Here is a 23643-nt window from a genome sequence, read left to right as displayed (position 1 = left end):
TTGCGCCTTCCGGTCCGGCCTCTTGGCCTTTCCGTGCGGCGCAGGAAGAACATTACCCGAAGGTGGACGACGCTCCAAAACGGGTATCGCCCCGCAACAGAGCGGGAAGCTGGTCGAGACCGGTGATCCGGATCAGCTCGGGCCGGCCGCCGGCGCCGGCGCGGTCGAGCCAGACGCCGGTGAGCCCCGCCTCGGCGGCGCCGCGCGCGTCGATGTCCGGCTCGTCGCCGACGTACAGGACCTCCCCGGGCGGCAGCCCCAGGGCCTCGCAGCCCCGGTGGAAGGCCTCGGCGAAGGGCTTGGCGACGCCCAGCTCGGGCCCGCAGAGCACGGCCTCGAAGCGGTCGTACACGCCCAGGGTCCGCAGTTTGCGGTCCTGGACCTGGATCGAGGCGTTGGTGAGGACCGCGTGGCGGTACTCCCCCGCCAGGGCGTCCAGGACGGGCAGCGCGTCGGGGAAGAGGGACCAGGCGGCCTCGTAGTGGACGAGATAGCGGTCGAACCAGCCGTCGGCGTCCGCGTCGCTCAGCGAGGCGTGTCCGGTGAAGCTCCGCACCCGGTCGCGGCGCTGGCCCTGCCAGTCGGTCTCCCCGGCGGAGAAGCGCTCCCAGTGCAGGGCCGTGACCTCGCGCCAACGGTCGAGGGCCTGGTCGGCGGAGGGGAATCCGCCGGCCAGGCCCTCGGCCCGGAGATGGTGCGACATGCCGGCCCGGTCGGCCGTGCGGTAGTCGAAGAGGGTGTCGTCCACGTCCCAGAGGATCGCGCGTATGGGCATGATCCAAAGGTAGCGGGGCGGGCGGCCCCTCCGCCCGGCGTTCTATCCGGCGAGTTTGGCCAGGGCCGCGTCGATCCGCGCCAGGGTCTTGTCCCGGCCGAGGATCTGGAGCGACTCGAAGAGCGGCAGACCGACCGTGCGGCCGGTGACCGCGACCCGGACCGGGGCCTGGGCCTTGCCGAGCTTGAGGCCGTGGGCCTCGCCCGCGGCCAGGACCGCCTCCTTGAGGGAGTCGGGGCTCGTCCAGTCCGCCGCGTCGAGCTTCTCGCGGGCCGTGACCAGCAGCGCGTCCGAGCCCTCCTTCATCGCCTTGGTCCAGGAGACCTCGTCCTCGACGGGGGCGTCCAGGAAGAGGAAGTCGACATTGGCGGTGATGTCGGAGAGCACGGTGAGCCGGGTCTGGGCGTACGGGGCGATCGCCTCCCAGGCGGCCCGGTCGAACCGTTCCGGGGCCCAGTTCGCGTACGGGGCCTCCAGCCACGGGGCGCAGGCCTCGGCGAACGCCTTCACATCGAGGCGGCGGATGTGGTCGGCGTTGATCGCCTCGGCCTTCTTGAGGTCGAAGCGGGCCGGGTTGGCGTTGACGTCGGCGATGTCGAACCGCTCGATCAGCTCGGCGACCGAGAAGACGTCCTGGTCGGCGGAGAAGGACCAGCCGAGCAGCGAGAGATAGTTGAGCAGGCCCTCGGGCAGGAAGCCGCGCTCGCGGTAGAGGTTGAGCGAGGCCTGCGGGTCGCGCTTGGAGAGCTTCTTGTTGCCCTCCCCCATGACGTACGGGAGGTGGCCGAAGGCGGGGATCTCCTTGGCGACGCCCAGCTCGATCAGCGCCTTGTAGAGCGCGACCTGCCGGGGAGTGGAGGAGAGCAGATCCTCGCCGCGCAGTACGTGGGTGATCTCCATGAGCGCGTCGTCCACCGGGTTGACCAGGGTGTACAGCGGGGCGCCGTTGGCCCGGACGATGCCGTAGTCCGGCACGTTCTCCGGGGTGAAGGTCAGCTCGCCGCGGACCAGGTCGGTGAAGGTGATCGTCTCGTCGGGCATCCGGAAGCGGACGATGGCCGGGCGGCCCTCCGCCAGATACGCGGCGGTCTGCTCGGCGGTGAGGTCACGGCAGTGGCCGTCGTAGCCGGAGGGCCGGCCGGCCGCGCGGGCGGCCTCGCGGCGGGTCTCCAGCTCCTCGGCGGAGCAGTAGCAGTGGTAGGCGTGTCCGCCGTCGAGCAGCCGCTGGGCGACGTCGCGGTAGATCTCCATGCGCTCCGACTGGCGGTAGGGCGCGTGCGGGCCCCCGACCTCGGGGCCCTCGTCCCAGTCCAGGCCGAGCCAGCGCATCGAGTCGAGCAGCTGCCGGTAGGACTCCTCGGAGTCGCGGGCCGCGTCGGTGTCCTCGATACGGAAGACCATGGTGCCGCCGTTGTGCCGGGCGAAGGCCCAGTTGAAGAGGGCGGTGCGGACCAGACCCACATGGGGGTTGCCGGTCGGCGAGGGACAGAAACGTACGCGGACGTTCGCGTTAGCCACGCTTGATCACCTTGTTGGTGAGAGTGCCGATGCCTTGGACGGTGACGGCGACCTCGTCGCCGACGTTGAGGGGGCCGACTCCGGCGGGGGTGCCCGTGAGGATCACGTCTCCCGGGAGCAGCGTCATCGCCTCGGAGATGTTGACGATCAGGTCCTCGATCGAATGAGTCATCTGACTCGTCCGGCCGAGCTGGCGCTGTTCGCCGTTGACCGTGCACTGGATCGCGAGGTCGCTCGGGTCGAGGTCGGTCTCCACCCAGGGGCCGAGCGGGCAGGAGGTGTCGAAGCCCTTGGCCCTGGCCCACTGCTTCTCACGGCGCTGGACGTCGCGGGCGGTGACGTCGTTGGCGCAGGTGTAGCCGAGGATGACGTCCTTGACCCGCTCGCGCGGGACCTCCCGGCACATCCGGCCGATGACCACGGCCAGCTCGGCCTCGTGGTGCAGCTCCTGGGAGAAGGAGGGGTAGGCGATGGCGTCGCCCGGGCCGATGACCGAGGTGGAGGGCTTGAAGAAGGCGAACGGCGCGTCGGGGACCTCGTGGCCCAGCTCCGCCGCGTGCTCCGCGTAGTTGCGGCCGAACGCCACGACCTTGTTGGGGAGCACGGGCGGCAGCAGGCGGACCTTGTTCAGCGGGACCTTGGTGCCGGAGAGCTCGAAGTCCGCGAACGGGATGCCCTTGATGATGTCGAGAACGAGGCCGTCGGGGCCGTCGCCCTCGACCGCGCCGAAGGCGACATTGCCGTCGATGGAGAACCTGGCGATGCGCACGGGATGCGGCTGCCCCTCTACTACTGCTGACGCTGCTGGAGTCTGACGCTCCAGGCTAACGCGGCGGGGGCCGCCGCCTCGCGCGGCGGCGCACGCCGGGGGCCGGGGAGCCGGTCAGGAGACCGGGGCGTCCATCAGGATCGTGCGGCGGGGGTTGGCCGTCTGGGTGGGAAGATCGAGCGGGTGCTCCGGCAGCTCCGGCGCCCGCAGCTGTTCAGCGTCCTCGAGGTGCGCGAGCGTGGTGCGACGGGGGTTGGCTATGTTGCGGAGCAGCAGCGTCTTCATCGGGTGCGTCCGGCCTTCGCGGTGAGGCCGCTCGGGGAGCGGCGGTTGACAGAATGGCGTGCCTGTAAAGCGCCAGGCTAAACATGCGATTCCCCGCGAAAGCCCGGCGGGACCCTGACTCAGATGTGAGTTTGCTCACGACTTGCATGGCATTTCGGTCATTTCAGACCGGTCTCTGACCGTAAAGAAACGGACATTGACCATTCAAGCCGTCATTCCGCTCCCGATCATGGCGACTGGGGCACCCTTCACCCCTCACGAAATCAATGGGAAATGTCCCTTTGATCCCTGAACTCTTTCTACACCTGGTGACTCATCGCTCACGCCGCGTCACCCAGATCACAGCACGGTACGCCGCCCTTGTTGGAGATCCGGCACTGTGCTGGAATTCCACGCACCGCCGCGGTTTCAGGCCGGCGCGCAAGGGCGCAACGCAGCGCCGAGCGGCGGCGGGAAAGGGGGAGCAGCGCCGGTCACTCACGACCACCATCGGGGCGCACCGCGCCTCACCGACGCCGACACCGTCCCGCCGTGCCCCGGGGGACGCCTGGTCAAGAGGTTGCGACGCTAGTGCAGGGACGTTTCAAGAGGGATGGCACGGGGTCTCCCCAGGCCCGCCAGGGCAGAGGGGAAGCTGCGGCGGAACAGGAGCCGCGCGGCGCGACCGACCGCGGCTCCTCACCCCAGCACACCCAGAACCAGGGGCCCGCGACGCCCGGCGACGGCGTCGAGCGGGCCGCGCGGTCCGGTCCTGCGCCGGTTCCCGGCGCCCCCAGGCCCGGCGCGACTCCCCCCGGGGGTCCCGGCGGTCCTGGCGCGGGCGGCGGCCCCGGCGGTGGATCCGGCGGCGCGGGCGGTCCGAGCGGCCCCGGCGGTCCCGGCGCCCCCGGTGCTCCGGGCGCTCCCGGTGCTCCCGGCGGCGACAGCCCGAAGCCCGCTCCGAAGGCCAAGGGCCCCACGGACACCGGCTCGCGCATGGCGCTGCGCAACTGGCGCATCAGCACCCGTCTGATCTCCCTGCTGACCCTGCCCGTGGTCGCGGCGACCACCCTGGGCGGTCTGCGGATCAACGAGTCGATGGAGCGGATGCAGCAGCTGGATCACATGCAGCTGCTCACCGACATGACCCAGGAGGCGACCAAGCTCGCGGTCGCGCTCCAGGCCGAGCGCGACCTGACCGCCGGTCCCCTGGCCAACAACGTCAAGCAGACGGACTTCCGGATCACCGTGCCGCGTCAGGCGACGGACCGGGCCAGCCGCAGCTTCCTCGACACCACGCACGACATCCCGAACACGGACGACGACGACTCGCTGGAGAGCATCCGCGCCAACGCGAGTCAGATCGCGACCGAGGTCACCAAGCTCCAGCAGATCCGCAAGACCGCGTACGACTCCGATCTGCCGAACATGCTGACGGTGGAGAGCTACCACCAGCTGATCGAGTCCCTGCTGAGCCTCTCCCAGGACATGGCGCAGGCCACCAGCAACCCGGACATGATCAAGCGCACCCGTGCGCTGGCGGCGTTCTCGTCCGCCAAGGAGTACGCCTCCATGCAGCGCGCGATCATCGCGTCGGCGCTGCCCGGCGGAGCCGACTCCAAGGGCCCCGGCCTGGAGGAGAACGACCGGCAGTACGGCCGTGCGGCGCTGAAGAACGGCAATGACGAGCTGCGCCGGTTCTCCCGGATCTACCGGTCCTCGGGCGGCGACGCCCACGCGCTGACCGAGCCGCTGGACAAGGGCAACTCGACGGTCGCAGCCGCCGAGGAGTACGCGGAGCGGGTCTTCGCCTCCCCCGACGGTCTGAGCAGCCGCAAGAAGCGGTCGCACCTGGACTGGACCGACGACTACGGCGTCCGCATCAACCTGATGAAGCAGATCGAGTCCACGCTGCTCGGCGAGATGGAGGCCAAGGCCCGTCAGCTGCGCGAGGAGTCCCGGCAGGAAGCCATCATCAACGGTGCGCTGATCCTCGTCGTCCTCGGCGTCTCGCTCGTCGGCGCCTTCGTCGTGGCCCGCTCCATGATCCGCTCGCTGCGCAGGCTCCAGGACACCGCGACCAAGGTCGCCCAGGACCGGCTGCCCGAGCTGGTCAAGCAGCTCTCCGAGTCGGACCCGCAGGACGTCGACACCTCCGTCGAGTCGGTCGGCGTGCACTCGCGCGACGAGATCGGCAAGGTGGCCGCGGCCTTCGACGACGTGCACCGCGAGGCGGTCCGCCTCGCCGCCGAGCAGGCGCTGCTGCGAGGCAACGTCAACGCGATGTTCACCAACCTCTCGCGGCGTTCGCAGGGCCTCATCCAGCGTCAGCTCTCGCTCATCTCCGAACTGGAGTCCCGCGAGGCCGACCCGGACCAGCTGTCCTCGCTCTTCAAGCTCGACCACCTCGCGACCCGTATGCGCCGGAACGGCGAGAACCTCCTCGTCCTCGCGGGCGAGGAGCCGGGCCGGCGCTGGACCCGGCCCGTGCCGCTGGTCGACGTGCTCCGCGCCGCCGCCTCCGAGGTGGAGCAGTACGAGCGGATCGAGCTGGCCGCCGTCCCCGCGACCGAGGTCGCCGGACGCGTGGTCAACGACCTCGTGCACCTCCTCGCCGAGCTGCTGGAGAACGCGACCTCGTTCTCCTCCCCGCAGACCAAGGTCCGGGTCACCGGCCACGCCCTGCCCGACGGCCGGGTCCTGGTCGAGATCCACGACACCGGCATCGGCCTCTCCCCCGAGGACCTGGCCGCGATCAACGAGCGGCTCGCGTCGCCGCCGACCGTGGACGTCTCGGTCTCCCGCCGCATGGGTCTGTTCGTGGTCGGCCGGCTGTCGCTGCGCCACGGCATCCGCATCCAGCTGCGCCCCTCCGACTCCGGCGGCACGACCGCGCTGGTCATGCTCCCCGTCGACGTCGCCAACGGCGGCAAGAAGGCGCCCGGCGCCCCGGGTGTGCAGGGCGGCGCGATGCCGCCCGGGACCCAGGGTCCCGGCGGTGCGGGCGGCCGTCCCGGCGTCGGCCCCGGCGGTCCGGCGAACCGTTCCCAGGGCCCCGGCGGCCCCGGTGCGGGAGCGCCCTCGGGCGGCGGACTGCTCGGCGCGGGCGCACCTCCGCGCGGCCAGGTCGGCGCGGGCGGCCAGCGGGCCGCCCTGCCGAGCCGCGACGGCGGACCCGGCCAGGGCCCGGCCCAGGGCCAGGGGCGGACCGGCGGCGGTCTCGCCGGAGCCTTCGGCAACCGCGGCGCGCAGCAGAGTCCGGGCCCGAACGCGCCCGGCCGCGGGGAGTCCCCGGCCCTCGGCGGACCCCAGGGCGACCGGGGCCGCGGCCGTCAGCTGCCGCCCCCGCCGTCCGGCGGACCCCGTCCCGAGCTGCCCGGCGGCGGCGGACCGCAGCGTCCGCAGACCACCAGCTGGGGCACCGACCAGCAGCAGCCCGCCCGCCGTCGCGGTCCCGAGGACGCGCCGCGCGGCCACGACGACGGTGGAGCGGCGCACGGCGCGGGCGCGACGGCCGAGTTCAAGCGGCCCGACGCGAACGCCTCGGCGCAGGACGCGGGCGGCCCGGCGACGGAGCCGTTCCAGCTTCCGGACTTCCAGTCGCCGCCGCCGCAGCAGCGCGGTCAGTTCGTCCGCCCGGACGTCTTCGGCCCGCCGGCCTCCGGCGGACCGGGAGCGCCCGGCGGCGACCGCCCGCAGCAGCGTGGCGAGGGTCAGGGCCGCGGCCGCGGCCAGGGCCCCGCGGGCGACCCGTTCGCCCGCCCGGAGCTGGGCTCCCCGCAGCGCCAGGAGACGGCTCAGGACCCGGCCGGCTTCGGGAACCCGCGGCAGCCCGCGCCCGACCAGGGCCGTTACGCGCACTCCGACTTCCCGGACCAGCAGACCGGCCAGTACCCGCGCCCGGACCAGCGGGACCCGTCGACCGGCGGCGAGTACCCGCGCCCCGAGCGCCAGGACCCGTCGGCCGGCGGCGAGTACGCACGGCCGGATCAGCGGGACCCGTCGACCGGCGAGTACCCGCGCCCGGACCGCCAGGACCCGTCCGTCACCGGCCAGTACCCGCGCAACGACTTCCAGGACCCGCAGACCGGTCAGTACCCGCGGCCCGATCACCAGGACCCGCTGACCGGCCCGTATCCCCGGCCCGACTATCAGGACCCGTCGGCCGGCGGCGAGTATCCGCGCCCGGACCGCCAGGACCCGTCGGCCGCCGGACAGTACGCGCGCAACGACTTCCAGGACCCGCAGACGGGGCAGTTCCCGCGCCCGGACCTGGGCGCGCCGCAGCCGCCCGCGCCCGGACAGGCTCCGGCTCCGCGCGGGTTCGAGCAGAACGCCGGGCAGGACGGACGCCGTCCGCAGGCCCTGCCGCCGCAGCCGCAGCACGAGGCGCTGCCGCCGGCCGGTCCGGGAGACGGTCGTACGCCGCTGTTCGACACCCTGGAGACGGACTGGTTCCACACCCAGGGCCGGGGCAGGTCCGGCCACCCCGAGCAGCCGGGTCACCAGGACCGGCAGGGGCATCCGGAAGCGCCCGCGCGGCCCGACGACCGCCTCCGGGCGGACGGCCCGGCCCCCGCGCTGCCGCAGCGCCCTCCCGCCGAGGACGACGGGCAGGGCACGAACGGCAGCGGCTGGCGCGCCTCCCCCAACGATGAACTGGTACGCCAGGCCGAGCGGATCCGGAAGCCCGCGGCCGGCGGCGTCACCACCTCAGGTCTGCCTCGCCGGGTCCCGCGCGCCAATCTGGTCGCGGGCACGGCTCAGGAGCAGAGCACCCAAACCGGTCCGCAGGTCTCGCGAGCGCCCGACGATGTGCGCGGCCGGCTGACCAACCTCCGCCGGGGCATCCAGCAGGGTCGTCAGCAGAACACGTCGACGACCGGCAGTTTCGACCTCGGCCCCTCTCACCCGCAGGAGCGTTAGTTGAGCCCGATGAGCCAGGCGGCGCAGAATCTGAACTGGTTGATCACCAACTTTGTGGACAACACCCCCGGGGTGTCCCACACGGTGGTGGTCTCCGCCGACGGACTCCTGCTGGCCATGTCCGAAGGATTCCCGCGCGACCGCGCCGATCAGCTGGCGGCCGTCGCCTCCGGACTGACCTCGCTGACCGCGGGAGCTTCGAGGATCTTCGAAGGCGGTCCGGTGAGCCAGACCGTCGTCGAGATGGAACGCGGTTTCCTCTTCCTGATGTCCGTCTCCGACGGCTCCTCACTGGCCGTCCTGGCCCACCCCGAGTGCGACATCGGTCTGGTGGGTTACGAGATGGCGCTGCTGGTCGACCGCGCGGGCGGGGTCCTCACCCCGGACCTGCGGGCCGAGCTCCAGGGAAGTCTGCTGCATTGACCCGCCCACTCCGATCCCATCAACCCCGATAGCGCGCCCTCGCGCCGTCAACCGTCAGGTCGCCCAACCGGACCCCCACCGGCCCGCTCAGACGGCACGCCGACCACTTGCTGTCCCGCCCGGAGGACTCATGACCCCGCCAACCGCCTCTCACGATCCGTACGGCGTTCAATCGGACGCCTACGGCTATGAGGGCGACCAGCCGCTGGTGCGTCCGTACGCCATGACCGGCGGCCGTACCCGGCCGCGCTACCAGCTCGCCATCGAGGCGCTGGTCAGCACCACGGCCGACCCCGCGCTCCTCGCCGGGCTGCTCCCCGAGCACCAGCGGATCTGCCATCTGTGCCGTGAGGTCAAGTCGGTGGCCGAGGTGTCGGCCCTGCTGTCCATGCCGCTCGGCGTGGCCCGGATCCTCGTGGCCGACCTGGCCGAGGCGGGAATGGTGGCGATCCACCAGCCGGGCAACGGAGATGCCGGCGGCACGCCGGATGTGACACTGCTCGAAAGGGTGCTCAGTGGACTTCGCAAGCTCTAGCGGCGGTACCGCCCCGAGATCGACCACCAGCGCGAAGATCGTGGTGGCGGGCGGCTTCGGCGTGGGCAAGACCACGTTCGTCGGCGCCGTCTCGGAGATCAACCCGCTGCGTACCGAGGCCGTGATGACCTCCGCCTCGGCGGGCATCGACGACCTGACCCACACCGGGGACAAGACGACGACCACCGTCGCCATGGACTTCGGACGCATCACCCTGGACCAGGATCTGATCCTGTACCTGTTCGGCACCCCCGGGCAGGACCGTTTCTGGTTCATGTGGGACGACCTGGTGCGCGGCGCGATCGGCGCGGTGGTCCTGGTCGACACCCGCCGGCTCGCGGACTGCTTCCCCGCGGTCGACTACTTCGAGAACAGCGGGCTCCCGTTCGTCGTCGCCCTCAACGGGTTCGACGGCCATCAGCCGTACAACCCGGAGGAGGTCCGGGAGGCGCTGCAGATCGGCCCGGACACCCCGATCATCACCACCGACGCCCGCCACCGCGGGGACGCGAAGAGCGCTCTGATCACGCTGGTCGAGCACGCTCTGATGGCGCGGCTCAAGTAGACAGAGACGTACGGCAGTTGTCGTAGTTAGCAGGGGGCGGACTGTGTCCTTTGACACGGTCCGCCCCCATGTTCATAACGTTTCGACAGAGAATTGCCGCCGTTCGGACACCCGATGCATACGCCCGGTGCCGCTGCGCTCATATTTACCTCGCCTTTTGAAAGGGCTCGCTCTTTATGCCCGTTTTATCTCCGGGTATGATCCCTTGGAATGGCTGATTCCAACTGTTTGGAACGGACCCGCTCCACATGCTGAAATTCGACGGACTTCTGAGTAGTACGGCTCCGAACGAAACACGGCACAGCGTAGGTGCCGACGCCGAGAGGTTGTTGGTCGAGTGAGGCGAAGCACGAACGGCTCCGCGGAGCAGCAGGCACGGGGCAACTTCACCCCGCCGCCGCGCGCAGCGGCGCCGCCCGCCGACGAGCCGCCGCCACCGCCACCGGCCCCCGGCGGCTCCAGCAGCCGGCTCTCGCCGCGCAACTGGCGGGTGCCCGCCCGGCTGAACGCGATCCTCCTCATTCCGGTCGCCGTCGGCCTGGTCATGGGCGGTTTCCAGGTCAAGGGCTCGATCGACACCTGGGGCGAGGCGCAGGACGCCGAGCGGACCGCGCTGATCGTGCGGGCAGCCTCGGAGTACGGCGAAGCCCTGCTCAACGAGCGCGACCTCACGGCCCGCCCGCTGCTCACCGCCACCACCCCCGGGGACCGGAACGCCCCCGAGGTCAAAAAGGCCTACGCCGCCACCGACGCGGCCAAGGAGAAGTTCGACACGGCCGTCGGCGACCTGCCCCCCGGGCAGGGTCTGGAGCGACGGCTGAGCCTCTTCCGCGAGGAGGAGCCCGGACTGAAGAAGCTCCGGGAGGCCGCCTACACCACCAGCCTCGACCCGGTCGCCACCGAAGAGGGCTATGTCCAGGTCCAGCACTCGCTCATGGAGTTCTCCAACGAGCTGGGTCTCGGCACCGGAAATGTCACCAGTTTCGGTCGGATGGTCTATGCCATTCAACTCGCCAAGGCAGCCGAATCCCTTCAACGCTCCATTGGCACACACCTTCTGGTGCGGCCGAGCCAGAAGAAGGATGTCTTCGCCAAGCAGACCATCGCCTTCAATTCGTACAACTACCTTGAGCAGATCGCCATCGCGGAGTTCGTCTCCGGCGGCACCCAGGCCGACACCGACCGGCTCCAGGCGGTCACCGCGAAGAAGGCGGCCGAGGCCGACCGGAAGCTCCAGCAGGCCGGACTGACCCCGCCCAAGGAGGGCGACTCCGTCTTCACCGGCATGGCCCGCAGGATCGGCGCCGGCGCCGCCCCCTCGGAGCTGGCGAAGGAGGACCTCACCCCCGAGTCGTGGAACACGGCCGCCACCGCGCGCTTCGACGCGTACAGCGAGGTCGAGCGCGATCTGGTCGACCGGGCCGTCGAAGAGGCCGTCGCCATCGCCGACGACGCCAAGCAGGACGCGGTCGTCAACGCCCTGATCACCCTGATCTCCCTGCTCGCGGCCTTCGTCCTGGCCGGCGCGGTCGCCCGGCAGATGAGCCGGTCGATGCAGCAGCTGCGCACCGCGGCCTTCGCCATCGCCGAGCAGCGGCTGCCGATGCTGGTCGACCAGCTCTCCCGTACCGAGCCCGGCCGGGTCGACACCCGGGTGGAGCCGATCCCGATCGACACCCAGGACGAGATCGGCGAGGTCGCCCGCGCCTTCGACCAGGTGCACCGGGAAGCCGTCCGGCTCGCCTCCGAGCAGGCCATGCTCCGGGGCAACGTCAACGCGATCTTCACCAATCTCTCCCGCCGCAACCAGTCCCTGATCGAGGGCCAGCTGACCCTCATCTCGGACCTGGAGAACAGCGAGGCCGACCCGGACCAGCTGGCGTCCCTCTTCCGGCTGGACCATCTGGCCACCCGGATGCGCCGCAACGGCGAGAACCTCCTCGTCCTCGCGGGCGAGGAGCCGGGCCGGCGCTGGAACCAGCCGGTCCCCCTCGTGGACGTGCTGCGCGCCGCCTCCTCCGAGGTGGAGTCGTACGAGCGGATCGAGCTGACCGGAGTCCCGGAGACGGAGATCCACGGCCAGTCCGTGACCGACCTCGTGCACCTCCTGGCCGAGCTGCTGGAGAACGCCACCACGTTCTCCTCGCCGCAGACCAAGGTCCGGGTGACCGCCACCCGGCTGCCCGACGGCCGGGTCATGATCGAGATCCATGACAAGGGCATCGGCCTGACCGCCGAGGACTTCGCCGACATCAACCACAAGCTGGCCAACCCGCCGACGGTGGACGCCGCCGTCTCGCAGCGGATGGGCCTCTTCGTGGTCGGCCGCCTCGCCGACCGGCACGGCATCCGGGTGCAGCTGCGCCCCTCCGGCGAGCAGGCGGGCACCACCTCGCTGGTGATGCTCCCCGACGCGATCACCCACGGCGGCGGCGGCGAGCCGCTGCCCCAGGACGACTTCACCGTCTCGCAGATCATCCCGGAGCAGCAGTCCTTCAACGGCGCTCCGATGCTCACCGCGGCGGAGCTGGGCTTCGACGACTCCCGCTACGAGGAGAACCCGGAACCGCCGGCGGCCATCCGTCCGACGCCTGTCAACCGCTCACTGAAGCGCGAAGAGCGGCGTGCGGCACTGGCGGCGCAGACGCCGGAGGCCGAGCGCCCCCTGCCGCAGCGCTCGGACCGGCCGTACGAGCAGCCGTACGAGCAGCCGGGGTACGCGCCCGAGTTCGGCGCCCAGGGCTACGCCGAGCAGGGCTTCCCCGCCGCGGACCAGTCGCGGCAGCCGTACGGGGGCTATCCGGAGGGCGGCTTCGCGAACCCCGCCGAGCACCCCGCGCCGCAGGGTCAGGGGCATCTCGGCGCGGCGTACCCGGAGCCGGTCCACGAGACCGGCGAGCATCCGCGTCCGGCGTACGAGGACCCGTTCGCCACCCCGCCCCACCAGGGCGACTGGACGGATCAGACCGCCTACTCCACCAGCTTTGAGCCGAATTTCCAGCCAGAACCGGAGCTTGATTCCGGCGCTTCGGGCACCCCCACGAGTGGTCCCGAGAGCGTAGGCTTCGACCGTCCGGGTCACTCTTCGGGCAGCCATGAGCTGACCGAGGCGGGTCTGCCGCGGCGCGGTTCCCAGCAGAAGCCGCAGCCCGCGCAGCAGCCTCAGCAGCAGTGGCAGCAGCCCGTGGACCAGGGCGCTCAGGCGCCGCGGAGCGCCCAGTCCGAGGCGGTCGTCGGCGAGAGCGATCCCGCCGACGCCAAGGACTGGCGCTCGGCCAACGACGAGCGCTGGCATCGGGCGGAGAAGCTGCGGGAGCCGAAGGCGGGCGGAGTCACCTCGTCCGGGCTGCCGCGGCGGGTGCCCAAGGCCAATCTCATCGAGGGCGCCGCGGAGCAGACCACGCAGCAGGGCCCCCAGGTCTCGCGCGCCCCGGAGGACGTGCGGGGCAGGCTGAGCAACCTGCGCCGCGGCGTCCAGCGGGGACGCAGCGCGGGGACGGACACGAACGGACCGGCCACCTACGATCACAACGGTGGCCCGGGCAGTACCTACAACCAGGAGCGTTAGTGTGAGCCCGATGAGCCAGGCGGCGCAGAATCTCAACTGGTTGATCACCAACTTCGTGGACAACACCCCCGGGGTGTCCCACACGGTGGTGGTCTCCGCCGACGGACTCCTGCTGGCCATGTCCGAAGGATTCCCGCGCGACCGCGCCGATCAGCTGGCGGCCGTCGCCTCCGGACTGACCTCGCTGACGGCAGGCGCGTCGAGGATCTTCGAAGGCGGGGCCGTCAACCAGACGGTCGTGGAGATGGAGCGGGGCTTCCTGTTCATCATGTCCATCTCCGACGGCTCCTCGCTGGCCGTTCTCGCGCACCCGGAGGCCGATATCGGCCTGGTGGGGTACGAGATGGCACTGCTGGTGGAGCGGGCCGGAAATGTCCTGACTCCGGACCTCCGCGCGGAACTTCAGGGCAGTCTTCTCAACTAACTGGCAGACAGTGCGTTTCACGCCACCGCACCATAGGGTGCGGTGGCGCGGCTCCACAGGGACGGGACCGGCGACTCGCAGTCGGAGGAGGAAACGTGGCAACACCCCCAGGCGGACGCCCCTATGACGGCGGTGCCCACCAGACGCCGCACGAGCACTCCCGCAATCGCTACAACTCCCCCTCGACGCCGGGCAGACACGGCGCCCAGCAGCCGCCCTACCAGCAGCCGTACGCGCCCTCGTACGACCAGCAGCAGCACTACCAGGGGCAGTACGAACAGCGACCGTACGGCCAGCAGCAGCCCTACCAGCAGCAGCGGGCCGTTCCGGAGCTTCCGCACCACCAGAACGCGCACAATCCGCTGGTGCGGCCGTACGCGATGACCGGCGGCCGTACCCGGCCGCGCTACCAGCTCGCCATCGAGGCGCTGGTCAGCACCACGGCGGATCCGATGAGTCTGCAAGGGCAGTTGCCCGAGCACCAGCGGATCTGCCGACTGTGCTTCGAGATCAAGTCCGTGGCGGAGATCTCGGCACTCCTGCATATCCCCCTCGGCGTCGCCCGGATCCTCGTCGCCGACCTGGCGGAGGCCGGACTCGTCGCCATCCACCAGCCCGGCGGCGACGAGGCCGCCGGCGGCCAGCCAGATGTGACACTGCTCGAAAGGGTGCTCAGTGGACTTCGCAAGCTCTAGCGGCGGTGCAGCCCGCTCAACCACCAGCGCGAAAATCGTGGTGGCGGGCGGCTTCGGCGTGGGCAAGACCACGTTCGTCGGCGCCGTCTCGGAGATCAACCCGCTGCGTACCGAGGCCGTGATGACGTCTGCGTCGGCGGGCATCGACGACCTCACGCACACCGGGGACAAGACGACGACCACCGTCGCCATGGACTTCGGACGCATCACCCTGGACCAGGATCTGATCCTGTACCTGTTCGGCACGCCCGGGCAGGACCGTTTCTGGTTCATGTGGGACGACCTGGTGCGCGGCGCGATCGGCGCGGTGGTCCTGGTCGACACCCGCCGGCTCGCGGACTGCTTCCCCGCGGTCGACTACTTCGAGAACAGCGGGCTCCCGTTCGTGATCGCGCTCAACGGGTTCGACGGGCATCAGCCGTACAACCCGGAGGAGGTCCGGGAGGCGCTGCAGATCGGCCCGGACACTCCGATCATCACCACGGACGCGCGGCATCGCGCGGACGCGAAGAGTGCGCTGATCACGTTGGTGGAGCACGCTCTGATGGCGCGGCTGCGCTGATCGTTTCGCCGATCGTTCGCCGATCGGGCGTTGTGGCTCAGGGGCCCTCGCGTATCGCCGTCGCGGCGGGGCGGGGGCTCTGTTGCGCGCGGTTCGTCTTCCGCCCGTCCGCGCGGTTCGTCTTCCGCCCGTTCAGGCGGTGCACTTCAGCCCGTCCGGCGCTTGAGGACGGACCCCGGCCCCGGGCTGCCCGAGCCCTACCGGTCCCCAGGCTGAAGATGCGCTTCGCCTGCGGCGGGGAGACGGAAGGCCCCGGGAGCCGGTAAGGCTCTGGCCGCCGGGGGCAGGGTCCGTCCTCAAACGCCGGACGGGCTGGAAATGCACCGCCCCGGACGGGCTGGGTTCTGCCCGGGGCGACCGGGAAGCGGAAGGCCCCGGGGGCCGAGAGCCGGTAAGGCTCTGGCCGCCGGGGCCGAGGTCCGTCCTCAAACGCCGGACGGGCTGGAAATGCACCGCCCCGGACGGGCTGGGTTCTGCCCGGGGCGGCCGGGAAGCGGAAAGCCCCGGGGGCCGAGAGCCGGTAAGGCTCTGGCCGCCGGGGCCGAGGTCCGTCCTCAAGCGCCGGACGGGCTGGAAATGCACGCCCGGACGGGGTGGAGTGGAAATGCACCGGCCAGACGGGGAGATGCACCGGCCGGAGGAGCCGGAAATGCACCGGCCCGACGGGCTGGAGACGCCGCGCCGGACGGTGGGTCAGCCCTGCCAGCTGTGGGAGGGCTGGAAGCCGCGTTGGCGTTCGAGGCGGCGCCAGGCGGCGGGGGTGCGGGGGTGGGAGGGGGCGGCGGGGCCCGGCTGGGAGGCGGCGCGGGCCAGGAGGACGGCGGTGATCGCCGCCAGCTCCTCCGGGTCGCAGTCGCCCTTCTCCACCCTCAGCAGCGAAGACTCAGGAGTGCTCATGTCTGATCCGGCTCCGTTTCTCCCCGCGGCCATCACTGCGGGGGGTTGCCGTGCTTGCGCGACGGCAGGTCGGCATGCTTCGTGCGGAGCATCGCGAGCGAGGCGATGAGCACCTCGCGCGTCTCCGCGGGGTCGATGACGTCGTCGACGAGGCCCCGCTCCGCCGCGTAGTACGGATGCATCAGCTCGGACTTGTACTCCTTGACCATGCGCGTCCGCATCGCCTCGGGGTCCTCGGCCTCCGCGATCTGCCTGCGGAAGATGACGTTGGCGGCGCCCTCGGCGCCCATCACCGCGATCTCGTTGGTCGGCCAGGCGTAGGTCAGGTCCGCGCCGATGGACTGGGAGTCCATCACGATGTACGCACCGCCGTACGCCTTGCGCAGGATCAGCGAGATCCTCGGCACCGTCGCGTTGCAGTACGCGTAGAGCAGCTTCGCGCCGTGCCGGATGATCCCACCGTGCTCCTGATCGACCCCGGGGAGAAAGCCGGGTACGTCCAGAAGAGTGATGATCGGAATATTGAAAGCGTCGCACATCTGGACAAAGCGCGCAGCCTTTTCGGAGGCCTCGATGTCCAGCACCCCGGCCAGCGACTGAGGCTGATTGGCGACGATGCCGACGACCTGGCCGTCCAGCCGGGCGAGCGCGCAGATGATGTTCCTCGCCCAGCGCTCGTGGATCTCCAGGTAGTCGCCCTCGTCGACCAGTTCCTCGATCACCTGGTGCATGTCGTACGGGCGGTTCCCGTCCGCCGGCACCAGGTCGAGCAGCACGTCCGAGCGGCGGTCCGCCGGGTCGTCGGTGGCGACGGTCGGCGGGTTCTCGCGGTTGTTCTGCGGGAGCATCGACAGGAGGTAGCGGACCTCCGCGATGCAGGTCTCCTCGTCGTCGTAGGCGAAGTGCGCCACACCGCTGGTCTCGGCGTGCACATCCGCGCCGCCGAGCCCGTTCTGGGTGATCTCCTCACCGGTGACGGCCTTGACCACGTCGGGTCCGGTGATGAACATCTGGGAGGTCTCACGGACCATGAAGACGAAGTCGGTGAGGGCCGGGGAGTAGGCCGCGCCGCCCGCGCAGGGGCCGAGCATCACGCTGATCTGGGGGATCACTCCGGAGGCCCGGGTGTTCCGCTGGAAGATGCCGCCGTATCCGGCGAGCGCCGAGACGCCCTCCTGGATCCGCGCGCCGGCCCCGTCGTTCAGCGACACCAGCGGCGCGCCGGCCGAGATGGCCATGTCCATGATCTTGTGGATCTTGGTGGCGTGGGCCTCGCCCAGCGCGCCGCCGAAGATCCGGAAGTCATGGGCGTAGACGAAGACGGTACGGCCCTCGACCGTGCCCCAGCCGGTGATCACACCGTCGGTGTAGGGCTTCTTGGCCTCCAGGCCGAACCCGTTCGCCCGGTGCCGCCGCAACTGCTCCACCTCGTGGAACGAGCCCGCGTCCACCAGCAGCTCAATGCGCTCGCGCGCGGTCAGCTTGCCCTTGGCGTGCTGCGCCTCGGTCGCGCGGTCGCTCGGTCCGCGCAGGGCCTGCGCGCGCAGCTCGTGCAGCTCGGCGACGCGCCCGCGCGCGTCCGTCGGCTCGCTCGGGGTCTCGTCCACAACGGTCATGTACTGACCCTACGGATCCGACCAAGAAAACCCTTCCGTTGACTCCGTACAGTCTCGCGACCTTTCTCCTGTGAGCCTCTGACAGAACCCCTCGTCCCAGCAGCCCAACCACCAGCGCGAGGGCGGTGATGTTTGTGGAAGTCCCACAAGCTGTTCAGCTGAGTGTCACCTCGCAGCGGTGGCCCGCCCCCGCCGTCCCCCCGGTGAGCCGCAGCCGCAGCACGGGGCCGGCGGCGAGCACCTCGATCCCCGGGTCGTGGGCGAGCACCCGCCGGACGGGCCGCCGCCAGACGATCTCGACCGGCGATCCGCAGCGCGGCGGATCGCTGAGCCACAGGGCGGCCGTCCGGTCCCGGCGACGGCGTACGAGCACGCTGGCGGGCGCGCTCGCGCCGAGCGCGCCCACCGTACCGGGCCGCCAGAAGTTCGCGGCCGTCAGTCCGACGGAGGGCACGGCGACGGCCTGGCGGGCGGCGCTGTTGGCGAGGACGAGGACCCGGCGGCGGCCGGCGGCGCGCGCCGCGACGGCCCGGCGGCTCGCGCCGGGCATCAGCAGATAGGCGTATCCGGCGTTCACGGGGTCGGTTCCGTGGTCGATCCAGAGGGTCTGGTAGCGGCGGGTGGCGCGCTCGTCCGAGCCGCCGGTGTTGATGTCGCTCCAGGCCCCGGAGCGGTCCTCGCGCAGGGTGCGCAGCCGCCGGGTCCCGTACGGGAGGATCCAGCCGCCGTGGCCTTCGAGATGGGCCCAGCGGGGGCCGGTGGTGAGGGCGGCGGTCCCGTTCTCGCCCAGATTGCGGTTGTCGACGACGGTCTCGACGGGGACCCCGTCGGCGCAGCTGATGCCCGCGCCGAGGCAGATGATCGCGTCGTCGGCGCAGAACCAGGACTTGCGGGCGGTGAGGGTGGAGCCGAGGCCGAGCAGATGCTGTCCGACCGCCGCGTACTCCCCGTCGGTGACTCCGCCCACCCAGCGCGCGGCGGGTCGGGGCAGGCCCCATTCGCCGCCCTCGCGGTCGGCGAGCGGGCGGGTGGAGACGGTGGTCCCGGGCAGCCGGCGGGGGTCGACGGTCGGCCAGAACCAGTCGGTGTACTGGTCGCCCCGGTCCCCCGCGGGCCACCAGTAGAGCATTCCCGCTCCGGTGTGCCAGCCGCGCGGGTTCTCGCCGTTGCCGCATTCGTAGGAGGAGACGCGCTCGGAGGCCATGGAGATGTTGGCGGCCCAGCCGGGGCGGCGGTGGACGGCCCGGTCCATGGAGGCGAAGAGGGTGTGGCCGACCGGTTCGGGGGCCGGGGCCGCCGGGGAGGCGGCGATCGGGTGCAGCCGGGAGAGGTCGGCGACGCCGAACTGCGGGGAGCCGAGGACGGGCGAGGTCGTGTCGCGTTCGATCCAGCCCTTGATCCGGGCGTGCCAGCGCTCGCGTTCGGCCGGGCTCGCCGCGTCGGCGAGCAGGGCGATGGCGGCGATCATGGCGTGGCCGTGGAAGTGGTCGCCGCGGAGGATCCGGCGGTCGTCGTCCTTCAGCAGGCCCCGGCTGACGGCCCGGCCGTTGACGCTGTCCATCATCAGCCCGTCGTGGATCAGCGGGGCGAAGGCCCGCTCCACGCTGTCGAGGACGGTCTGGCGCGCCGGGTCGGTGACGGCCCACGGTCCCCGGGCGAGCAGGGCGAAGAGCCGGGCGAGGCCGTCGAGGAAGACCTGTCCGTAGGTGCCGGAGTAGGCGACCGAGGTGTGCTGGATGAAGGATCCGTCGGCGTAGAGGCCGTCTCCGGCGGTGACGTGGGGGAAGACGGGCGAGAGCGCGTCGCGGGCGAGGGCGATCCGGTCGGGGGCGCGGCCGAGGACTCCGCGCAGGGCGACCGAGCGGCACAGGTCGACGCGGTTGGCCCCGGTGGAGACGCCGCTGTAGTCGCGCAGCAGCGCGTCGGGGACGAAGTGGTCGACGGCGGCGAAGGCGGCCTCGCGGCGATCGGGGGTGAGCCCGTCGTACAGCACGGCGACGGTGTCCATGAGAAGGCGGGGGGTGCCGATCCGCCACTCCCACCAGTTGCCGTACGGGGTGGTGCCGGGGTGGTAGACGGTGGCGGCGAGGTGGTCGAGGCCGCGGACGGTGTCGGCGAGCAGCCCGGGGTCGGGGGTGTGGGCGTGGGCCTGGGCCATGGTCCAGAGCCGGGCGTGGCTGCGGGTGATGCCGGAGGGCGGGTCGTAGTCGTGGCCGGGCCACAGGGAGCGGGGGCCGGGGGCCATGGTGGCGCGGTGGGAGGCGGCGCGGGCGGCGGTCTCGGCGATCAGGGAGGCGTACGGCTCGGCGGTCGGGTCGTAGCCCGTGCCGAGGCTGATCTCCAGCCAGCGGAGCCGGAGGGCGCGGTACGGGTCGTCGTCAGTGGGGTTGGTGAGGTCTCTGGAGTCGTTGAGGTTTCTGGGGTCGGCAGGGCGGGCCGGATCGGCGGGGTCCGCCGCCGCGGTCGCGGTGGGGACGGGCAGCGAGGCGAGGGAGGCCAGTGAGGCGAGAGTGGTCAGGAGGGTGCGTCGGGACCAGTCGGACGGCTGGGGCACGGGAGCCTCCGGGGGCCGCGGGCGATGCGGGAGCGGGGTGAGTACGCGAGCGGGGTCGGCCAGGAGCGGGGTCGGCCAGGAGCGGATGGCGCGGGAACAGGGCGACGCGGGGAGCCGGGTGGTACGCGAGCGGTGCGGGCCGGGAGTGAGGCGGGCCGGGGCCGGGTGGTACGCCAGCGGTGCGGGCCGGGAGTGAGGCGGGTCAGGAGCGGGCGCCCGCGCCTCTTTCGGTGTAGCACGGCCTCGGCGCCGCTTTAAGGGGCCCGGACGGGATCCGGCGAGAGCCCCGGACCGGGGACGGCGACTCCCCCGCTCGGGGCCCGGCGCGCGGCCGCCCGCGATACGGCGCGAAGTCGCCCGGATGCGACAAGTCCACCCGATCGAGTGAGAGCGGTTTGCGGCCGCTCCGTCACCGCCCGGAGAGTGAACGCATCACGGCCCGGAACCGTGCTCGTGCGGGACCGGCGAGATCCGAGCGAGGTACCCCACGTGACCACGGTGACTCCGCAGACCGTTCCCACCGCGCCCGGAGGCGTCCCGGTGCTCGGCCATCTCCCGGCCCTGCTGCACGACCCGCTCGGCTTCCTCGGCTCGCTCGCCCGTGTCGGCGACGCGGTCGAGATCTCGCTGGGGCCCCGGCGGATGACGGTGGTCACCAGCCCCGCCCTGGTCCACACCCTGCTGACGGCGCTCTCCCACGACTGTCCGCGCGGCACGGTGCAGGGCGCCCTGCGGGAGGCCTTCGGCGACGGGCTGCTGATGTCGGAGGGCGCGCTGCACCGGGAGCGCCGCCGGGCCGTCCAGCCCGCGTTCACCGCCGAGCGGGTGGCGGCGCTGGCGGGCGTCGTCGGCGAGGCGGCCCGGGAGCGGATCGAGCGCTGGTCCCCCGGCCGGGCCGTGGACGTCGCCGGGGAGATGACCGCGCTCGCCCTCGACGTGGTCGCCCGCGCCCTGTTCGGCGTCCGGCTCGCCGAGGGCCCGGCCGCCGCCTTCCGGCGGGCGCTGCCCGATCTGGTGCGCGGCCAGATCGCCCGGTCGCTCTGTCCGCATCCGCTCTTCGCCCGGCTGCCGCTGCCGCTGAACCGGCGCTTCGACGCGGCCGTGCGAGTGCTGGACGCGGTGGTCGACCGGACGGTGGGCGGACCGGACGGACCGGACGGACGGGACAGACCGTACGGACGGGACAGACCGGACGGACGGGACGGCGCACCGGCCGGCCCGCTGCGCGACGCCGTCGACCCGGCCACCGGCCGGAGACTGGACCGGGCGGCCCTGCGCTCCGAGGCCGTGAGCCTGTTCGGCGCGGGCACCGAGACGGTCTCCTCCACGCTGACCTGGCTCTTCCATGAGCTGATGGGCGCGCCCGAGGTGTACGCCCGGCTGCTGGGCGAGCTGGAGGAGGCGTACGGCGACGGGCTGACGGGCGCGGCCTCGGGCGAGCCGGGGGCGGGGTGGCCGGGTGAGGCGCCGCCGTATCTGCGCGCGGTGCTGCGGGAGGTTCTGCGGCTGCACGCCCCCAACGCGTTTCTGACCCGGACGGCGGCCGCCGGGGTGCGGCTGGGCCCGTACGCCGTCCCGGCCGGGACCGAGCTGCTCTACAGCCTGACCGCGCTGCACCGGGATCCGGCGCGGTATCCCGATCCGCTCCGCTTCGACCCGGACCGCTGGGCGGACGGCGAGGGGGCCGGGGACCGGCGGCTGTTCCTGCCGTTCGGGGCGGGCCGGCACAAGTGCGTGGGCGAGGGCTTCGCGTGGATGGAGCTGGCGGTGATCGCCGCGACGGTGCTGCTGCGATGGCGGCTCGCGCCGCTTCCCGGGGCACGGGCCAGGGAGGTGGTGTGGACCACCGTCCAGGCGCGCGATGTGGTCATGACCGTCGCCCCGCGCGCGGTACGGGTCCCGGGGCCGCCCGGCGCGTCGGCGGGCGGCGCGCCGTGACGGCGGTGCGCGGGGGCCGCGCGCCCGTCCCCGTACGGCGGCCGGCGCGTACGCCCGTACGGCTGCCGGGTCCGGGCGGGGCGAAGGCGCTCCCGGACCCGCCGCCCCTCGCCGCCGCCGCCGGCGGCCGGCCCGCCGGCCCGGGGCCCGCCACCCGGATCGGCGGTCCCGGCGGTCCCGGGGAGGCGGCCGGGGACCGGCACACCGCGTGGCTGGTCCGGCACCGGCTGCTCGCCGGGGCGGAGGAGGAGCTGTACCGCTCGTACGCGCTCCCCGAGCTGATACGCCACGCCTACCCCGGGGCCCCGGTCGCCGAGCGGGAGCTGCTGACCGATCTGCTCGGCTGGTACACGGTGCTGGACGACCGCTTCGACGGTCCGCTGGGCCGCGATCCCGCCCTGGCCCGGGGGCTGGTCCGGCGGCTGACGGAGATCATGGTGACGCCGCCCGCCGTACGCCCCGCCCGCGGGGTGCTCGGCGCGTGGAGCGAGCTGTGGGTCCGGCAGTGCCGGGGCCGGACGGCGGTGTGGCGGAGCCGGGCCGCCCGGGACTGGAGCGACTGTCTGGGCACCTTCGTCGCGGAGACCGCCCACCGCAGCCGGGGCAGCCTGCCCTCCGTCGCGGAGACGACCCTGCTGCGCCGGCACGCGAGCTGTCTCTATCCGTTCATGAACATGCTGGAGCGCGTCCAGGGAGCCGAACTGCCCCGCCGGCTGCGGGCCGGGCCCGCCTGGCACCGGCTGCGCGCCCACACCGCCGACGCCGCGACGCTCGTCAACGATCTGTACTCGCTCGCCCGCGAGGAGGAGCGCGGCAGCGGATTCAACATGGTCCTGGTGCTCCGGCGCGAGCACGGGCTCGGCCGGGAGGAGGCGCTGACCGCCGTACGGAACCGGGTCCGGGTGCTGCGCCGGGAGAGCGAGCTGCTCCGGGCGCGGCTGGCGCGGGAGCACCCGGGGTGCGGCCGGTATCTGGAGGGGACCAGGGAGCTTGTGGACGGGGTCTGCGCGTGGAGCGCGACGACGGCGCGCTACAGGGGGCCGAAGAGCCAGTTGCCGGGGGTGTCGGTCGCCTCGCTGGTGTAGAACTCCTCGACGGCGGCGCGCAGCTCGTCCCCGTCGAGATGTCCGTCGCCGTCGATGTCGAGGGTAGTGAAGGCCTCGTTGAGCGGCCCGGACGGCAGGCCGAGGGTGGCTCCGTACATGGTGGTGTACTCGGCGCGGGTGATCCGGCCGTCCGCGTCGGTGTCGCACAGCTCCAGCCAGACCCGCAGCATCGCGCCCATCCGGTCCAGGAAGCCCTCGCGGTCGGCGGCGACGGCCCGGCGGACCCCGGCGCGCCACTCCTCGCGGTCGATCGCGCCGTTGCCGTCGGCGTCCATGTGCTGGAGGTCGGTCTCCCACAGGACGGTGAAGGCGTGCTGGAGCCGGCCGACGGCGTCGGGGGCGCCGGCTCCGAAGGCCGTGCCGAGCCGCCCGGCGAGACAGACCAGGTCCGCCGCGCGGATCCGGCCGTCGCCGTCCGTGTCGAGCATGTCGAAGGACCGGTCCAGCTTGGTGTCGAGAACGGTGCGTTCGCTTCCGGCGGGTTCGCTCATGGCGGGACGCTACCCGG

The 23643-nt window shown here is 72.3% G+C and carries 18 protein-coding genes; 10 read left to right on the top strand and 8 right to left on the bottom strand.

All coding sequences use genetic code 11. From position 1 onward, the window contains the following. Nucleotides 1-52 precede the first annotated feature (52 nt). The 4 genes from ACF089_RS01515 to ACF089_RS01500 form a co-directional block, all read right to left on the bottom strand. Complete coding sequence (locus tag ACF089_RS01515) at nt 53-775, bottom strand: HAD family hydrolase (protein ID WP_392020297.1); 723 nt, start codon at nt 773-775, stop codon at nt 53-55. A 42-nt stretch (nt 776-817) separates the two neighbouring features. Further along, nucleotides 818-2293: a glutamate--tRNA ligase gene (gene gltX, locus ACF089_RS01510; protein ID WP_392020295.1), complete on the bottom strand. Its 1476-nt coding sequence runs from the start codon at nt 2291-2293 to the stop codon at nt 818-820. Continuing rightward, complete coding sequence (locus tag ACF089_RS01505) at nt 2286-3062, bottom strand: fumarylacetoacetate hydrolase family protein (protein ID WP_392020292.1); 777 nt, start codon at nt 3060-3062, stop codon at nt 2286-2288. The genes gltX and ACF089_RS01505 overlap by 8 nt, the downstream gene beginning before the upstream one ends. Before the next feature lie 114 nt (nt 3063-3176). Next, on the bottom strand, nt 3177-3347 hold the full coding sequence (locus ACF089_RS01500; protein ID WP_392020289.1) for a hypothetical protein: 171 nt from the start codon (nt 3345-3347) through the stop codon (nt 3177-3179). A 570-nt stretch (nt 3348-3917) separates the two neighbouring features. On the opposite strand from ACF089_RS01500, the gene ACF089_RS01495 reads away from it, so the two are divergent. From ACF089_RS01495 to ACF089_RS01460, 8 genes are all read left to right on the top strand, one after another. After that, nucleotides 3918-8252: a nitrate- and nitrite sensing domain-containing protein gene (locus ACF089_RS01495; RefSeq protein WP_392020287.1), complete on the top strand. Its 4335-nt coding sequence runs from the start codon at nt 3918-3920 to the stop codon at nt 8250-8252. Nucleotides 8253-8261: 9 nt separating this feature from the next. Next, nucleotides 8262-8675, top strand: a complete 414-nt coding sequence (locus ACF089_RS01490) for a roadblock/LC7 domain-containing protein (protein ID WP_190125275.1) — start codon at nt 8262-8264, stop codon at nt 8673-8675. Nucleotides 8676-8805: 130 nt separating this feature from the next. Then, nucleotides 8806-9210 carry a DUF742 domain-containing protein gene (locus tag ACF089_RS01485; protein ID WP_190125145.1) on the top strand — a complete coding sequence of 135 codons (405 nt, stop codon included), beginning with the start codon at nt 8806-8808 and terminating at the stop codon, nt 9208-9210. Continuing rightward, a complete protein-coding gene (locus ACF089_RS01480) occupies nt 9191-9775 on the top strand; it encodes an ATP/GTP-binding protein (protein ID WP_344472893.1) in 585 nt (194 codons plus the stop codon). The genes ACF089_RS01485 and ACF089_RS01480 overlap by 20 nt, the downstream gene beginning before the upstream one ends. A 337-nt stretch (nt 9776-10112) precedes the next feature. Then, nucleotides 10113-13343, top strand: coding sequence for a nitrate- and nitrite sensing domain-containing protein (locus tag ACF089_RS01475; RefSeq protein WP_392020284.1), 3231 nt, complete (start codon nt 10113-10115; stop codon nt 13341-13343). A 10-nt stretch (nt 13344-13353) separates the two neighbouring features. After that, nucleotides 13354-13767, top strand: a complete 414-nt coding sequence (locus ACF089_RS01470) for a roadblock/LC7 domain-containing protein (protein ID WP_392021548.1) — start codon at nt 13354-13356, stop codon at nt 13765-13767. Between the two features lie 95 nt (nt 13768-13862). Then, on the top strand, nt 13863-14462 hold the full coding sequence (locus ACF089_RS01465) for a DUF742 domain-containing protein (protein ID WP_392020281.1): 600 nt from the start codon (nt 13863-13865) through the stop codon (nt 14460-14462). Next, nucleotides 14443-15024 carry an ATP/GTP-binding protein gene (locus ACF089_RS01460; protein WP_050791473.1) on the top strand — a complete coding sequence of 194 codons (582 nt, stop codon included), beginning with the start codon at nt 14443-14445 and terminating at the stop codon, nt 15022-15024. The genes ACF089_RS01465 and ACF089_RS01460 overlap by 20 nt, the downstream gene beginning before the upstream one ends. 693 nt (nt 15025-15717) lie before the next feature. On the opposite strand, the gene ACF089_RS01455 is transcribed toward ACF089_RS01460, so the two are convergent. From ACF089_RS01455 to ACF089_RS01445, 3 genes are all read right to left on the bottom strand, one after another. Then, nucleotides 15718-15921: an acyl-CoA carboxylase subunit epsilon gene (locus ACF089_RS01455; protein ID WP_392020278.1), complete on the bottom strand. Its 204-nt coding sequence runs from the start codon at nt 15919-15921 to the stop codon at nt 15718-15720. 32 nt (nt 15922-15953) lie between these two features. Further along, nucleotides 15954-17537: an acyl-CoA carboxylase subunit beta gene (locus tag ACF089_RS01450; protein ID WP_392020276.1), complete on the bottom strand. Its 1584-nt coding sequence runs from the start codon at nt 17535-17537 to the stop codon at nt 15954-15956. Between the two features lie 154 nt (nt 17538-17691). Continuing rightward, on the bottom strand, nt 17692-20091 hold the full coding sequence (locus ACF089_RS01445) for a polysaccharide lyase 8 family protein (protein WP_392020272.1): 2400 nt from the start codon (nt 20089-20091) through the stop codon (nt 17692-17694). Nucleotides 20092-20580: 489 nt separating this feature from the next. On the opposite strand from ACF089_RS01445, the gene ACF089_RS01440 reads away from it, so the two are divergent. Next, a complete protein-coding gene (locus tag ACF089_RS01440) occupies nt 20581-22029 on the top strand; it encodes a cytochrome P450 (protein ID WP_392020270.1) in 1449 nt (482 codons plus the stop codon). After that, entirely contained in the window at nt 22026-23114 is a 1089-nt protein-coding gene (locus ACF089_RS01435; RefSeq protein WP_392020268.1) for a hypothetical protein, read from the top strand. Before ACF089_RS01440 ends, ACF089_RS01435 begins: the two co-directional genes overlap by 4 nt. Here ACF089_RS01435 and ACF089_RS01430 read toward each other — a convergent pair. Next, on the bottom strand, nt 23060-23626 hold the full coding sequence (locus ACF089_RS01430; protein WP_392020266.1) for an EF-hand domain-containing protein: 567 nt from the start codon (nt 23624-23626) through the stop codon (nt 23060-23062). The two genes, ACF089_RS01435 and ACF089_RS01430, sit on opposite strands and share 55 nt — an antisense overlap. Nucleotides 23627-23643: the final 17 nt, after the last annotated feature.

The organism is Streptomyces sp. NPDC014894 (genome assembly GCF_043080985.1).
In the GTDB taxonomy this organism is placed as follows: domain Bacteria; phylum Actinomycetota; class Actinomycetes; order Streptomycetales; family Streptomycetaceae; genus Streptomyces.
This window is presented reverse-complemented; position numbering and strand designations above follow the sequence as displayed.